At 35.5% G+C, this 13,949-nt stretch carries 17 protein-coding genes; 7 read left to right on the forward strand and 10 right to left on the reverse strand.

Annotation, left to right across the window (positions count from 1 at the left end):
* Nucleotides 1–7: 7 nt before the first annotated feature.
* Nucleotides 8–181, reverse strand: a complete 174-nt coding sequence (gene rpmF / locus RUH95_RS03295) for a 50S ribosomal protein L32 (protein WP_090562877.1) — start codon at nt 179–181, stop codon at nt 8–10.
* Nucleotides 182–205: 24 nt separating this feature from the next.
* On the reverse strand, nt 206–745 hold the full coding sequence (locus tag RUH95_RS03300) for a YceD family protein (protein ID WP_090562880.1): 540 nt from the start codon (nt 743–745) through the stop codon (nt 206–208).
* 124 nt (nt 746–869) lie between these two features.
* Here RUH95_RS03300 and RUH95_RS03305 point away from each other — a divergent pair, with 124 nt between their 5' ends.
* Nucleotides 870–2,084, forward strand: a complete 1,215-nt coding sequence (locus RUH95_RS03305) for a nucleotidyltransferase (RefSeq protein WP_313891388.1) — start codon at nt 870–872, stop codon at nt 2,082–2,084.
* 4 nt (nt 2,085–2,088) lie between these two features.
* Here the strand turns inward: RUH95_RS03305 and RUH95_RS03310 are convergent, their stop codons facing one another.
* The gene (locus RUH95_RS03310; RefSeq protein ID WP_313891389.1) at nt 2,089–3,135 is read right to left on the reverse strand and encodes a SepM family pheromone-processing serine protease; all 1,047 of its coding nucleotides are present in this window, start codon (nt 3,133–3,135) and stop codon (nt 2,089–2,091) included.
* A gap of 97 nt (nt 3,136–3,232) precedes the next feature.
* Between RUH95_RS03310 and RUH95_RS03315 the strand changes: the two genes are divergently transcribed.
* A complete protein-coding gene (locus RUH95_RS03315; RefSeq protein ID WP_313891390.1) occupies nt 3,233–4,108 on the forward strand; it encodes a hypothetical protein in 876 nt (291 codons plus the stop codon).
* Between the two features lie 619 nt (nt 4,109–4,727).
* On the opposite strand, the gene coaD is transcribed toward RUH95_RS03315, so the two are convergent.
* From coaD to RUH95_RS03330, 3 genes are read right to left on the reverse strand one after another with little or no spacing between them, the layout of a single operon-like run.
* The gene (coaD, locus tag RUH95_RS03320) at nt 4,728–5,213 is read right to left on the reverse strand and encodes a pantetheine-phosphate adenylyltransferase (protein WP_313891391.1); all 486 of its coding nucleotides are present in this window, start codon (nt 5,211–5,213) and stop codon (nt 4,728–4,730) included.
* Nucleotides 5,206–5,781, reverse strand: a complete 576-nt coding sequence (gene rsmD / locus RUH95_RS03325) for a 16S rRNA (guanine(966)-N(2))-methyltransferase RsmD (protein WP_313891392.1) — start codon at nt 5,779–5,781, stop codon at nt 5,206–5,208. The genes coaD and rsmD overlap by 8 nt, the downstream gene beginning before the upstream one ends.
* A 34-nt stretch (nt 5,782–5,815) precedes the next feature.
* Nucleotides 5,816–7,228, reverse strand: coding sequence for a hypothetical protein (locus RUH95_RS03330; RefSeq protein ID WP_313891393.1), 1,413 nt, complete (start codon nt 7,226–7,228; stop codon nt 5,816–5,818).
* A gap of 53 nt (nt 7,229–7,281) precedes the next feature.
* Here RUH95_RS03330 and RUH95_RS03335 point away from each other — a divergent pair, with 53 nt between their 5' ends.
* Complete coding sequence (locus RUH95_RS03335) at nt 7,282–7,671, forward strand: DUF7147 family protein (RefSeq protein WP_313891394.1); 390 nt, start codon at nt 7,282–7,284, stop codon at nt 7,669–7,671.
* Nucleotide 7,672: 1 nt separating this feature from the next.
* Here the strand turns inward: RUH95_RS03335 and RUH95_RS03340 are convergent, their stop codons facing one another.
* On the reverse strand, nt 7,673–7,945 hold the full coding sequence (locus tag RUH95_RS03340; protein WP_313891395.1) for a YlbG family protein: 273 nt from the start codon (nt 7,943–7,945) through the stop codon (nt 7,673–7,675).
* Nucleotides 7,946–8,077: 132 nt separating this feature from the next.
* On the opposite strand from RUH95_RS03340, the gene RUH95_RS03345 reads away from it, so the two are divergent.
* A complete protein-coding gene (locus tag RUH95_RS03345; RefSeq protein WP_313891396.1) occupies nt 8,078–8,980 on the forward strand; it encodes a glycerophosphodiester phosphodiesterase family protein in 903 nt (300 codons plus the stop codon).
* 55 nt (nt 8,981–9,035) lie between these two features.
* Here the strand turns inward: RUH95_RS03345 and RUH95_RS03350 are convergent, their stop codons facing one another.
* Nucleotides 9,036–9,482 carry a YlbF/YmcA family competence regulator gene (locus RUH95_RS03350; RefSeq protein WP_313891397.1) on the reverse strand — a complete coding sequence of 149 codons (447 nt, stop codon included), beginning with the start codon at nt 9,480–9,482 and terminating at the stop codon, nt 9,036–9,038.
* A 102-nt stretch (nt 9,483–9,584) separates the two neighbouring features.
* Between RUH95_RS03350 and RUH95_RS03355 the strand changes: the two genes are divergently transcribed.
* Nucleotides 9,585–10,088 (forward strand): PaaI family thioesterase, encoded by a 504-nt coding sequence (locus RUH95_RS03355; protein ID WP_313891398.1) that lies wholly within the window; start codon nt 9,585–9,587, stop codon nt 10,086–10,088.
* On the opposite strand, the gene RUH95_RS03360 is transcribed toward RUH95_RS03355, so the two are convergent.
* Nucleotides 10,031–11,467 carry a UDP-N-acetylmuramoyl-L-alanyl-D-glutamate--2,6-diaminopimelate ligase gene (locus RUH95_RS03360; RefSeq protein WP_313891399.1) on the reverse strand — a complete coding sequence of 479 codons (1,437 nt, stop codon included), beginning with the start codon at nt 11,465–11,467 and terminating at the stop codon, nt 10,031–10,033. The genes RUH95_RS03355 and RUH95_RS03360 overlap by 58 nt on opposite strands.
* Before the next feature lie 137 nt (nt 11,468–11,604).
* Between RUH95_RS03360 and RUH95_RS03365 the strand changes: the two genes are divergently transcribed.
* Complete coding sequence (locus RUH95_RS03365) at nt 11,605–12,336, forward strand: amino acid kinase family protein (RefSeq protein WP_313891400.1); 732 nt, start codon at nt 11,605–11,607, stop codon at nt 12,334–12,336.
* Here RUH95_RS03365 and RUH95_RS03370 read toward each other — a convergent pair whose 3' ends face one another.
* A complete protein-coding gene (locus RUH95_RS03370) occupies nt 12,337–13,413 on the reverse strand; it encodes a CAP domain-containing protein (RefSeq protein ID WP_313891401.1) in 1,077 nt (358 codons plus the stop codon).
* 152 nt (nt 13,414–13,565) lie between these two features.
* Between RUH95_RS03370 and RUH95_RS03375 the strand changes: the two genes are divergently transcribed.
* The gene (locus RUH95_RS03375; RefSeq protein WP_313891402.1) at nt 13,566–13,931 is read left to right on the forward strand and encodes a YugN family protein; all 366 of its coding nucleotides are present in this window, start codon (nt 13,566–13,568) and stop codon (nt 13,929–13,931) included.
* Nucleotides 13,932–13,949: the final 18 nt, after the last annotated feature.

Below are 13,949 nucleotides of genomic sequence, written 5' to 3' on the forward strand. Positions count from 1 at the left end.
TACTGAATTATTTGCTCAATACTTCTTTCCCTTTGTATTGACCGCAAGATTTACAAATACGGTGAGCCAATTTCATTTCACCACAATTTGAACAAGCAACCATACCAGGTACGGATAATTTAAAATGTGTACGACGCTTTCTTTTTACAGTTTTAGAAGTTCTTCTAGCTGGTACTGCCATAGGTGGCACCTCCTTACAGATCTATTATTCGTCTGTTTGATCAAAATACTTAGCTAAATCAGCAAGTCTTGGATCTACTTTTGGTTGTTCATCTTCCTGCACTTCTTTGAGTTCTTCGTCTGTTGCATAACTCCAACCATTTCCACCCTCATGTCTAAATTGGTCTGCACCTTCTTTATACACTTGCATTGGAATTTCTAAAAGAATTAATTCTTCTAGAACTGGATCTACATCAATAACATCGCCTTCTACAACATGAAAGTTATCATATGCTCTTGCAGAAGCGAGTGCTGTCTCAGACCAGTTGAAGATTTCATCAGATTCAATCTCAAATGGATATTCTACATCTTCCCAAGTGCGTGCACATGGTAAAATAAGAGTCCCTGAAAGCTGAAAGTGACAAGTCATTTGCGCTGCACCAAATGTACAGTGCCCTTTTACGTGAACGGGTGAAATCCTTCGAACGTCCTGGTTCCGCTTCTTCACGTTTTCGAGTTCCACGAATTCATCTAAAGTTAGTCCGTTCTCACGATATTTAGATAGCTGATGAATTGCCCATTTCATACGATTATCACCTCAAGACAACAAAGTTGATTATATAATGACTGAAATTAGATGTCAAGATAATTTCTTGTCACTCCATTATTTTAACATTATACTCTCAATAGAGAAAGGATTTGATTTCAAAATGAGAGCAACAGGAATTGTAGTTGAATACAATCCATTTCATAACGGCCATTTATATCATTTTCAGCAATCACGCCTTAAAACGAAAAGTGATATCGTAATCGCTGTTATGTCTGGAAACTTTCTACAACGCGGAGAACCTGCTTTAGTGGATAAATGGACAAGGACTAAAATGGCTCTTGCAGCAGGCGTTGACATAGTAATTGAACTCCCTTACGTTTTTGCGACCGCTCAAGCTAGCGATTTTGCTAAAGGAGCTATCTATTTGTTAGATGCATTAAAATGTACCTCTTTTTGTTTTGGTAGCGAAGAAGGCTCTCTAAATGCGTTTCATCACACGTATGATTTATTATCTACCAAAAAGGCTGATTATAATGCAGCCATTTCAAATTTAATCAAACAAGGTATCAGCTATCCAAAAGCATTGAACGAAGCGTATAAACTAATTTCAGCACATTCTACGATACCTTTAGTTGATTTATCGAAGCCAAATAATATTTTAGGATATCACTATATAGAAGCAGCGCATAATTTACAGGCGGCCATTAAGCCCGAAACAATTCAACGAGTAGTTTCTAATTATCATGATGATGTAAAAACAAACGAAACGATTGCAAGTGCGACAGGCATTCGAAAAGCGCTATTTGAAGAACAGGCACTTGCTCCCGTTCAACACTTTTTACCGAATACAAGCTATAACGAATTAGTTACGTGGAAAGAACATCAGCAAGCTTTTGGCAGCTGGGAGCAATTTTGGCCTCTTCTTCGCTTTACTATATTAAGACATTCTAAAGCTCAGCTAGCTACATTTTCTGAAGTAACGGAAGGCATGGAAAATGCCATTTGGAATGCCGCACATAAATGTGAAACTTTTGTGGAGTTCATGCATTCGATAAAATCGAAACGATTTACTTGGACAAGAATTCAACGGATGTTAACGCATATATACACAGGATTTACACGGGAGCAATTAAAACAATTCAACTTACCAACTTATATCCGTCCTTTAGGTATGAGTAAAAACGGTCAAGCTTATTTGCAATCAATCAAAAAAGACTTGCAACTCCCACTTATTAGTAGGGTAGCTGCAAGTAAAGGAAATGACATGCTAGAGTTAGATATAAAAGTCACAAATTTATATTATTTAGGGTTACAAACGACAACTAGCCAAAAACTAATTGGAAACGATTATCGTACGATTCCCATTATTCGTTAGCTACTTATTTTGGTTCTAATTCCTCTAAATAAGCAAGTGCGTCATCAATCGTTTTCACAGGTACAATTTTCATTTTTGTACCTATTTTTTTTGCCATTTTAAGTGCTTCTTCATAATTTGATATTAAATTAGGGTTATTAGCAAGTATAACTGGATCAATTTCGTCATCGGGAGCAAAAAGAATATCGATTCCTTTTCGTTCGGCTGCTACAACTTTTAAATCGATTCCGCCGATTCTTCCAACAGTCCCATCCATTCTCATTTCACCAGTTCCAGCAATATTATGCCCTTTCGAAATATCCTCTGGTAGCAATTGATTTAAAATTTCTAGCGTAAACATAAGACCTGCGGATGGGCCGCCAATTTCATCTGAATTTATATGGACAATTGGCGTTGTTGTCACTATTTTATCTTCCGTATAAGAAATACCAATACCCGGTTTTTCTAAAACACCTGGAACTGTTTTAAGCGTAACTTCTTTTTTTACTTCCTTCTCTTTTCTTTCTACAGTTAATTGAACGACATCACCTGCTTGTTTATCGCTTAAATAGGTTTTGATCTTTTCTTCCGTTAAATCCACTAAATTATCCATTCCAAGTATTTTATCACCTGGTTCTAAAACACCGTCTGCTGCACTATCCTTTACTACATTAAAAATAAATATGCCACGGTTTGTTACTTCATATGGCTTATTGGCGCGATCATAAGCTACGGTAATAGCATTAAATTGAGAATCAGACATAAGCTTTAATTGACGAACATTATATTCTTTGTCATCCTCGTCTTTATTTCTTATTTGATCTACTTTGTAAATTTTTTGATTGTCGACCATTTTGGCGTATATGTATGTAAGTGGTGTTGCTTTCGCTAAGGCAATCGTTAGAAGGCTCAACGTTCCAACATCGTCTTTATCGCCATCCTCTACTTCTACAAGTGGAGATAACTCATAAGCTCCTCCAGGTTTTGAAATATACGATTCCATCGGATAAAACGCTAATGTTGATACGAGTGCTAAGACTAAAAGAAGGATTATCGGTTTCATCTTCTTCATAAGCTATCCCTCTCTTTCTTTTCTATATTCACTTTTATAAGTTTAGCACTTCCATTTTTTCCTGACAAAACAAATGATAGATAAAGGATGAAATAATATGCATAAAATAATTACAATTGCTAGTTGGGCTCTCATTATACTGCTTTTTTTGCAGCCTGGCATAGCTCATAAAGGGGCTATGGAAGGTATGCGTATCTTCACAACCGCACTTCTCCCTTATTTACTCCCTTATTTAGTTATTACCCAAATGTTTATCCGTACTCAAAAAACTTTTTTGCAAAGTACTAACAAATTTAAACTATATATGAATGTTTATTTGCTCAGTACAATTGGCGGTTTCCCAAGTGGTGCTGCTATTATTTCATCTTTAAAAGAGATCGGCACTTTAAATAATCGAAACGCTAGCTGGCTTCTTGCTATTTGTCATGCACCTAGCCCTATGTTTGTTATTGGATTTGTTGGCATAGATATTTTCCATGCGGAAGTTGCTGGTTTGAAATTATTGATTGTGATTCATGTCATTAATATTATTTTTTTATTCGTATTTATCTTCTTTTCCGATTCAATTCAATTAACCCATGAGCAAACTAAGCTATCTACTTCTCCATTTCAAGAAAGTGTGAAAGAAACATCTCAAATATTATTACTAATCGGTACTACCGTCATCTTTTTTACTACTGTTAGTATTATTGTATTTGAATCATTCAAGGAAATTTTTCCTTCTATTTCTCCTTTATTGCTAGTATTTATCGCTTCTTTTTTTGAAATGACCGGAGGAATTAGCTTGGCTGGAAATATATTATCTGGAAATGATATGTTGCCAATGATTGTTGCGTTTATTGTTGCGTTTAGTGGATTGAGTATACATATGCAAGTAATTGTTTTAGCTCAAAAGGCTGGAATATCCATTAAACGATATATACTTTTACGAGCACTTCATATGCTACTTATTCCCCTGTTTTTTTTATTTTAATATACTTAGTTGTGCAGTTTTTGGCTCGCTCCAGGCTTCACATTGAGCTATACGATGAACGGAAAAGTTTAACTTATTGTAGGTGGCTACGCCACTTACAATAAGTTTTTTAGTCGGTCATCGTATGGCAAATGTTCGCCTTTCGATCTCTGGAAACTTCCGTGCCAAGTTGTTAAATACTTTTGGCAATGGGAGAAGCAAGTTACCATTCTTTCTATTACACAGGCTGCCAAAGATGCAATTTTGGCAGCTTTTTGTAGGTTTTTAGAAAGAGACGCTTCTACATTTGAATATAAAGTGGAGAAGTAGATGACAAACTTACTTTGTACGAAAATTGTAGATCTATTTCTAACTAGAAGTGTCGATGAACTATTTCCTCTTATTCTTACATGAAATGGCCTAGGTAGAAATAACATGAATACACTCCCATAAACAGAATGGATGTAGTGAAAAGCAGCGAAACGGGATAAGCGTTAGTCGAAGACCCCATAGTGGAGCTTTAGCGACCGAAGAGACTGAGCCAACGCCCTTAGTACGCGTCTGCTTGTAATGAAATCCACTCCTATAGCTTTCTTATTCTAAAAAAAATCCCTGTGAAAATTCACAGGGATTTAGAAAATTATTTTGTATTATACTTTAACTTTAACGCAGATTCCACATGCTTCGGAACAAGTTCACCAATATATCCGCCATATTTTGCTACTTCTTTCACAATACTAGAACTCAAAAACGAATATTGATTTTTCGTCATAATAAAAAACGTTTCAATCTCATCATTCAACACTCGATTCATCGAAGTAATCTGCATCTCATACTCGAAATCAGATACTGCACGCAATCCACGAATAATAACACTCGCATTTACACTCTCCGCGTAATCGATTAACAGTCCTTGAGAAGTTTCTACCGTTACATTCGGAAGATGTGCCGTCGCTTCTTTAATCAACTGAATCCTTTCCTCTACAGAAAAAAGAGGATGCTTCGAAGAGTTATTTAATACAACAACATATACTTTACCGAAAATTGCTGATCCACGATTAATAATATCTAAATGTCCATTTGTAATAGGATCAAAAGTCCCTGGTACTACTGCAATTTTACTCAACTGAATTCTCCTCTTCTGTACGTTTACGATAAATAGAAATAACCGTACTACCGTATGTTTCCCGTCTAGTAAGTGAAAAATCTCCTAAATCATCATCCAGCTTCACAGTTTTTTCGTGTTCACACACAATAATAGCAGAATCCGTCATACAACCATTTTCAACAATTTTCTTTGCAAAATCATAAAAAACGACTTTATCGTACGGAGGATCAACAAATAATAAATCGATTTGAAGCTCCCTTTTCTGAAACGCTTTTACTGCACGAGAAGCATCAATTCTAAATATCTCACTGGATTGCTCTAGACGACACTTTTTTAAGTTCTCTCCAATTGTTTGCACAGCTTTTTGATCTTTTTCGATAAAAATACAACTATCTATACCACGACTTAACGCTTCAATGCCTAAATTCCCACTACCTGCAAATAAATCCACCGCGATACCGCCATCAAAATAAGGACCAATCATATTAAAAATAGATTCCTTTACCTTATCAGTTGTAGGTCTTGTATTCGTGCCTGGAACTGCTTTTAATGGTATTCCTTTATTAGTCCCTGAAATAACTCTCATGCTATTTTCTCCTAGCTATCAAATTCGCATCCAATTAAAATAATGCAGATTGTGTTATATTAATTCGCTTCTCTTGTTTTTCAATTTCAAGTAAAAACAATCGAATTAACCACGCTTCTTCTACGTAATAATCTGATCCAATTTTCTCAAACGGATCTGACATTGCCTCGTATCTCTTTTCATTCAATACATAAAAAGGCTCTTGAACTGGAAAACGGAAACTTCTTGAAGCATTTTGTATATATAAACCTTTATTTGTTTCAGTAAAAGAATACCCTAGGTCCGTTAATAGCGGCTCAGCAGCATACAATACTCGTCCATCTTTAAATAAAACCTTCATATTTTCCTTCTGCAACTCATTAATATAAACAGTTCTAGAGTCCTCAAAAAGTAATGGGAAGTGCTCTTTACCGGATTCTAAGTTAAATGCAAAGAAAGATGTTTTTAAACCAATAATTTCAGATAAAAGGGCATCTAAATCTTGTCCTGTTCGTTTCTCATTCTCTGTGAGAGAAGATTTCCAAGTGCTTAATTGATCCTCCGTAAAATAATTATTCAATGTTTCATACACCCAAACGGCCTTTTCTGAACCAATTGGTCGATTTACTAAATAGCTACCAACAACTTCCGCTAACAATAAGTTATCCTCTAACCCATACTGCGTTAAAATAGTTTTGACTACTAACTCATACTCGATTGAGTTCGGATCATCGCCAGTTACTATAATACGATATGGATTAATGCCATGTTTATTTTCCGTTAATAGAACCGACATATGTTCACTGCCTGGCAAATGTAAATCAGCTAATTGTGTTAAAAGTTCTTCTGGAAGTACTTTTTTAGAATAAAACGTAAAATAATTATCTTCGTATATAACTGGAAGTACTTCTTTTTGCCAATATAAATCTGTAACTTTTCCAGCTCCAAACGCAAGTGTATAATCGATTAAATCTAAAGAAGTTTCCCCTATTATTGGAAGGCCACTAACCCACATCCCACCTCTTTTTAACTCATCTGTAATATGAAGCGTCGTGTAAGAAACTCCTCCATCATCGAGTTTCGCCATAAACTCTGTTAACGTTTTCCCATCCTCTAACCCATTTGCTAAAGGGATTTCATAAGAAATACTTTGCTTCGATGTTTCCCCTTCAAGGAAAGTAGTTAAATCCTCTGATAGTCGATCACAACTATTATTTTTACTTACATTACAGCTTCTATTTTCACTTAAAATTGGCCATGAAATAGTCGTCTCATCTTTTGGTAAATTACTAAAATGCTGTTTGACCACCATTTTGTCTGTTTTAAATTTCAATTCAATCTCTTGCTCATAAAAAAAAGATTGTTCACTATCAGCTAAACTAGAAGAGTAAACATTATATTGAAATAATAGCAACACGCTATTTACTACAATGAGCAATACAGATATAAAGGTTATAACAATTTTCATAGAATTGTCCTCCAACAAAGTGGTAAGATAAGTTCGAAAGGAAGTGTATTTCATTGATTCAACGTTTTATAGAACTTGGTGAGGGCTACGGAGATATATACGAACTTTGCGAACTCGCACGAGTAAACAAAGATCGAATACACCATGCATTTATCTTCTCATCAAAAAAAGATGATAAACAATATTATTCTATCGCAGTTGCCCTAAAACCAACTAATACAGCCAACTTCTTCCCAATCTACATATGTAGAGAAGGAATACCAAGTATAAGCCCTGTTTCCAAAAGACTTGCTGCTTTCCAAGAAACGTTAGACGAGCTAGAAATCAAACCGGTTCAAATGGATATAAGAAATTCTATATCCTTTGAGGACACAACTCTGTTTTATCAGTACTTAATTGGCATTTTACGTTTAAATCATTTAATTCCACCGCTACAAAATTAATTTACAAACCAATTTTATAGTCGTACTCTTTCGCTTTATCTGGTTTACTGTTTTCAAATTCAGTATTTAAAAATGGTCGATATGATTCTAAAATTTCTTTCACAAAAGGAAGTTTATTCATCTTTTGTTTAGCAGTTTCTATTTGATCTTGATCACAATATAAGACAACATATTTAAGTCTTTTCGAAATAAAATGGACATGTCCGTATTTTCTTAAAGACTTCGCTTGTTTTAAATGATGCACATAGACAACTAATCCTTGTCTTTCTGTCATACAATTTCCCCTCATTTCCTCATCTCAAGAATAACATAAGCATGAATTTGATAGCAACAACAATAGCTGACAGTTGCGTGTCATTTCGATATAATAAAAAATATCTTTCGTTTTAGAGGGGGAGAAAAAGGAATGGGAAAAAAAACTAACGTAGCAATTGCTATTGCAGCAGCTGCTGGAGCAGCCTGGGCAAGCACAAAAGCACTTTCAAAACCCCAAAGTCGCTCCACAAAAGAAGCACTCGAATACGGACATCCTATTGTTCTAGCGCATCGTGGTGGTTCTGCACTTGCACCTGAATGCTCACCAGCAGCTTTCGAAAATGCTGCGAAACTTGGAGTTCATGGATTCGAAATAGATTTAAGATTAACAAAAGATGAGGAAATCATCGTTTTTCATGATGAAAATACAGACAGAGTAACAAATATTTCCGGCAGAGTAGCAGATTTTACATTAAACGAATTAAAAGAAGCAGATTTAGGCTATCACTTTCAAAATTTAAATGGAGAATTTTCTTTTAGAGATCGCGGTGAACAAATAATGACATTGGGGGAACTAATAGATTTATATCCTCAAATGCTTATTAATATGGACATTAAAGACTCTCCACAAACATATGAAGGTAGCTTGATGCCATCTAAGCTATGGCGATTAATCGAAGAAAAACAAGCATATGACCGCGTTGTCGTTACTAGTTTTTTTGATGAACAAATTGATCGTTTTAATTTGTATGCACAAAACACCGTTGCTTTAGGTGCTGGTGAAAGAGAAGTGTTAAAAGCTTATTCTGCGTACACAAGTCAGTTTAAACATTTATACCATCCAAAAGCAGATGTATTTCAAATTCCGGTAAAATCGAATGTATTTCCATTAGATAGCGCAGGCTTTATAAAGTTTTTATCTTCTTTAAATATTCCTGTTCACTACTGGACAATTGATGATCCAGAAATAATGGAAAAATTGCTGCGCAACGGTGCAAAAGGTATTATTACCGACCGACCTGATTTAGCAATGGAAGCACTGAAAATCGACTAAAAAAGGATGTGTGCAAAAGCCATTGACTTTTGCACACATCCTTTTTATTTTTTGTTTAAGCAGAGCAAGAACAAGATCCACCTGTTCCACATCCGCTTCCACAAGAACTTGCTGAAGAGAAAAAGGGATTACTTACAGGTACTTTAACACCTTCTGAAACAGATTTACCGATCAACAAACTGACTTCATCTAGCAAGTCTTGCAACTCGTTTTCAGCAACTTTCAGCGTCGCTATTTCATCTACCATATCCAGCTTTCGTTTTGTTACTCGAATATCTTTCATAACAGTCGAATAATCTGGATGATATTTCCCAAAACGTTGTACCTCTTCGTATTGGTCTTTTAGTCTAGTGAAATGATTTATTTCACGTACTAAAGTAGAATTTGTATATACAGCACGATGTGCATCAGCGTATTGATCAAACTGCTCAGAGGAAAGAACCATTGTACATAGTGTATCTGACTGTTCCATTATTGTGGCCCATTCGTTCGTCATAATCATGTAACATACCTCCAATCCTTTTCATCATAACAGAAAAGGAATAAAAAATTAATCAAATTTGCCTCAACCTTAAAACTAAACATAATAGTTAGGAGAAATAAAATGTCTGAATTACAATTATTAATAAATCAAGTAACAGAAAATGCTTCAGAAGTAGAAATACAATTACTAACAAATTTTTTAAGAGGAATACAAAATAAACAACAAAACAATGCCCCAACTTATTTGAATGCTACTTTCCAAATGGACACATCATTTGAAGACGATAAATGCATTGTTACATTACCTATTACACCATTAACTTACAATAGTTTTAATATCCCACATGGTGGTGTCATTTCAACACTTGCAGACAACGCAATGGGCTTTTTAGTGAATAAAGATTTGCATGCAGAAGGGAAAGGTGCGGTTACTACAAACATGACGATTCATTTCGTTAAGGCAGCTACTGAAAAAACATTAATCGCAACTGCTACATATTTACATAAAGGCCGTCAAACAATCGTTTTAGAATGTACAGTAACGCAACCTGACGGCAAAAAGATTGCTTATGCAACTGGTTCATTTTTTGTTATAACACCGCCAAGCCCAAGCGCTTCAAAATAATCGCGTACGACTTCTTGATCAGAAAAAGGGACTGCGAGATCATGTATAATTTGTTCTTGCTCATGCCCCTTTCCTGCTATTAAAACGATGTCTCCCTCTGTAGCGATGCTTAAAGCTAATATAATCGCTTGTTTACGGTCCTTTTCGACCAATACCTTACTTTGTTCCACATATCTTACAATGTCCTCTATAATCGCTTCTGGTGACTCATTTCTTGGGTTATCCGAAGTAACAATTGTTTTCGTTGCATATTTCGTTGCAATTTCCCCCATCTGCCTTCTTTTCTGCTTATCTCGGTTTCCACCGCAGCCAAATACGACATACACATTCTTTTTAGCATATGATTGAATAGCTGATATACTAGCTTCTAACGCATCTGGCGTATGTGCATAATCGACTAATACGTTGATTCCTTTATTATTTTTTATTCTTTCTAATCTGCCCTGAGGTAACTTAACTTCTTTTATTTCTTCTAACGGAATATTGAAAGCATGCATCGTTGCAATTGCTGCCGCTAAATTCATGCCATTATAATAGCCACTATTATTCATCTCCACTTGCAATATTCGATCTTTTACTAAAAACTTGTATGCAATCATCTCTTTCGTGTAATCGGCCTTTTCGTAAACAATATCATTGCTTTCACACTGACCAAACCGAATGATAGGTAAAGGAGAATCATTCGCTACACTTCGACACCATTCGTCCTCTTGATTAATAATCAGTTTTTTGGAAAGTCGTGTTAGCAGCTGTTTCGATTTTTTATAAGGCTTTTCCCCACCATGAAACTCCAAATGATCTTTTCCTATATTTAAAAACACACCTACATCTACTGGATAATTGCCTAGTCGTTCCTCCAGCAAACCTTGAGAAGAAGCTTCTAGCACGATGTATTCAACTTGATGCACTGCACAATACGTCACGACTTGCATAAAATCGAAAAATGGTAGCGTCGTATTTTTGCGCAAAAACAAGTCTAACTTCTTCCCGTTTACATACACTCCTAGCGTGCCAATCATACAAACCGATTTGTTTTGTTGCATCAATAACTGGGCGATAAAAGAAGTCACCGTTGTTTTTCCATTCGTTCCTGTCACACCAACTACTTTCATATTACTTCCATACCTGTTATAGACATTTGTAGATATTCTTTTCATGAAAAGGCGCATATCTGTCGGAATAATAATTTGAGGTATAAAACAATCAGCAATAAACTTTTCGCTTACAACAGCGATTGCCCCTTTTTGAATTGCCTCCGCTACAAAAAGTCGATTACTCGTTTGGCAAACAAAAATATCCCCTTCTTTTATTTGTTTGGAATGATCAATGCATCTAGTTAAAATGACATGTTCGATATTTCCTACAACCTTGTACTGCAATCCTTTTAAAAGCTCTTTTAAAGGATAAATAGTTATCCCTCCCTACACCATTCTCATACTTCCGCATACAGTAAAACGAATTCCTTTTATCGTATGAACGGAGTGTTTGAAATGTCACGAGCAAAGTGGATAACGTCATGATTGTACAAAAGTATGGTGGTATCGCCATGCAGAATCAGCAAAATCGAGAATTAGTAATCGCTAGAATAAGAGCAACTATAAGCAATCGGCAAAAAGTGCTGGTCGTCGTTTCTGCAATGGGAAGAAAAGGCCAACACTATGCAACAGATACACTTCTAGAGCTAATACCTAATACTACCCAAAGCGTTGAATCTGATTTACTTTCTGCATGTGGAGAATTAATTTCTGCCTCTATTTTGAGTGCAGAGCTAAAAAATGAAGGGATTCCTGCAACAATTTTATATGGAAAAAACGCAGGGATTATAACGAATGAATCATATGGAAATGCAGATATACTGGATGTAGACACAACTAATATCATGAACGCATTCCAAGACTATCCGTGCATCATCGTTCCTGGTTTTCAAGGCTTGTCAGCCCAAGCAAACACATTTACTACTTTAGGTAGAGGTGGAAGTGACTTAACAGCAGTTGTATACGGCCATCATTTAAAAGCAGAGGTTGTGGAATTTTATAAAAATGTACCAGGAGTTATGACCGCCGATCCTTTCCGAGAGGAATCAGTCAACCTTATTCCGACTTTATCGTACGAAGAATTACAGAAAAAAATAAATGAACCAGTTGAAATCATACAAAAAAGAGCAGCAAAATTTGCTGCCCTTCACAAAGTACCCCTCCATATTCGCTCGCTATATGAAGAAACGAACGGAACATTCGTCTATCAATAATTACTCTTTTTGCTCTTTCTGAAAAGGTCTTTCGATAAAGTTTTGCGTATAATAATTGCCATATACTCCAACACCTATATGTGAATACCATTTTCCTAATAATGTATCCCTGTGATTCTTAGAATTTAGCCAACCATTTACAGCTTCCCCTGCATCTAAGTAAAATGCAGCAGTGTTTCCACCAGCACGCTCAAAAACAACGGAAGACTCGTTTAATTTATCACTAAATTTAGTAACTTCAAACGTATCATTGATGACAACATTATTTTTAGCCATTTCCTCACTATGAGATCTTGCTATTTGTTGGATAACGAAATCGGACTCTAGAACACTGAGTCCATGCTTGAAACGGTACACATTTGATATTTCAACTATTTGTCTTTCATTGGCTCTATCTACTGCGACTTGTAAAGATGAAGTCGGAGTAGTAGTGTCAATCATCGCACCATTATAAAAAATATCATATGGTTTATGTAATAAGAGTGTTTTGGGGTCTGTAAAACGAACAGCTTCTAATTGTTTATCTTTCACATCGATGTATAGCATTGCAAATAAATCTTCAAACTGAACTAAAATGCGTTTATTTATATCTTCTTCATTGAGAGAGAATGTATATGTATTCGAATCAATGGAGATAGTAATTTCAGATTGAATTATTGTAAAACGATAAATATCTTCAATTGACTGGCCAATTTCATACGGTGTTACATTAGTACCCGTTCCAAATGCGAACACTTGTGTCACAATTCCTTCCGATACACCTACTAGCTGATACGTTGAAAAAGATGAATTATATACCCACCATTCATATCCATACATGGAAGGCTCAATTCTAGTAGGTTTTCCTAACATTTCTATCGCTTCAGATGATGGTTGCCCAATTAAAGTTGAGCTACCTGTCTTTGGTCTTGTAAAAATACTATCCGATTCGACCATTTTCGACACTTCTTCTGGTATAATTTGTCCGGCATTATTAGAGCCTTTCAGTAGTTCATTTTCTTGAACTGGATTATCTAAATAGATAAATACAACTAGTACGATAGCAACAATCACTAAAATTTTCAACAGATTTTTCATCTTATTTATACTCCCCAATGTTTACTCCATTTTCCCTAGTATAACAAGCTTCTATACAAAGACACAATGTTGCCATTGCAACATTTTCGAATTTGAATTAATATTAATAGGAACGTATTCTTTGGTAATTGAACGTGAAGGAGGACAATTCAATGTATTTCGAAAACACAGGTATAGAAAACACTGTCATTGATCTTAATTTATTGGATGATCTTATGAAAAAGCACGGTTTAGTCCGCGCTGGCCAATGGGATTATGAACGTGTAACTTATGACAAAAAGTATGACATAAAAGAAGGTATATTCTACCTTCGAGTATTTGGTTTTACAAAAGACGGTGATGTAGGTGCACATGATGCAAACATCACGTTATTAAAACCAGTTGTTGGTAAACATTACTACCCTCATGGTGTAGAGTATGGTGATGGGGAAGTTTTCCCGACTCACTTACAAAAATCATGTGAAAAAACTTTATCTGCATTAAAAGCAGATCTAGCAGCTTTTGAAATTCACGCATAAGTTCACGTAGGAAATGTC

The organism is Psychrobacillus sp. (genome assembly GCF_032154225.1).
Taxonomy (GTDB): Bacteria; Bacillota; Bacilli; order Bacillales_A; family Planococcaceae; genus Psychrobacillus.

Bases quoted from the DNA above. Each gene is read 5' to 3' on its own strand.
- rpmF (WP_090562877.1), bottom strand. From the start codon at position 181: ATGGCAGTACCAGCTAGAAGAACTTCTAAAACTGTAAAAAGAAAGCGT.
- RUH95_RS03300 (WP_090562880.1), bottom strand. From the start codon at position 745: ATGAAATGGGCAATTCATCAGCTATCTAAATATCGTGAGAACGGACTA.
- RUH95_RS03305 (WP_313891388.1), top strand. From the start codon at position 870: ATGAGAGCAACAGGAATTGTAGTTGAATACAATCCATTTCATAACGGC.
- RUH95_RS03310 (WP_313891389.1), bottom strand. From the start codon at position 3,135: ATGAAGAAGATGAAACCGATAATCCTTCTTTTAGTCTTAGCACTCGTA.
- RUH95_RS03315 (WP_313891390.1), top strand. From the start codon at position 3,233: ATGCATAAAATAATTACAATTGCTAGTTGGGCTCTCATTATACTGCTT.
- rsmD (WP_313891392.1), bottom strand. From the start codon at position 5,781: ATGAGAGTTATTTCAGGGACTAATAAAGGAATACCATTAAAAGCAGTT.
- RUH95_RS03330 (WP_313891393.1), bottom strand. From the start codon at position 7,228: ATGAAAATTGTTATAACCTTTATATCTGTATTGCTCATTGTAGTAAAT.
- RUH95_RS03340 (WP_313891395.1), bottom strand. From the start codon at position 7,945: ATGACAGAAAGACAAGGATTAGTTGTCTATGTGCATCATTTAAAACAA.
- RUH95_RS03345 (WP_313891396.1), top strand. From the start codon at position 8,078: ATGGGAAAAAAAACTAACGTAGCAATTGCTATTGCAGCAGCTGCTGGA.
- RUH95_RS03350 (WP_313891397.1), bottom strand. From the start codon at position 9,482: ATGATTATGACGAACGAATGGGCCACAATAATGGAACAGTCAGATACA.
- RUH95_RS03355 (WP_313891398.1), top strand. From the start codon at position 9,585: ATGTCTGAATTACAATTATTAATAAATCAAGTAACAGAAAATGCTTCA.
- RUH95_RS03365 (WP_313891400.1), top strand. From the start codon at position 11,605: ATGATTGTACAAAAGTATGGTGGTATCGCCATGCAGAATCAGCAAAAT.
- RUH95_RS03370 (WP_313891401.1), bottom strand. From the start codon at position 13,413: ATGAAAAATCTGTTGAAAATTTTAGTGATTGTTGCTATCGTACTAGTT.
- RUH95_RS03375 (WP_313891402.1), top strand. From the start codon at position 13,566: ATGTATTTCGAAAACACAGGTATAGAAAACACTGTCATTGATCTTAAT.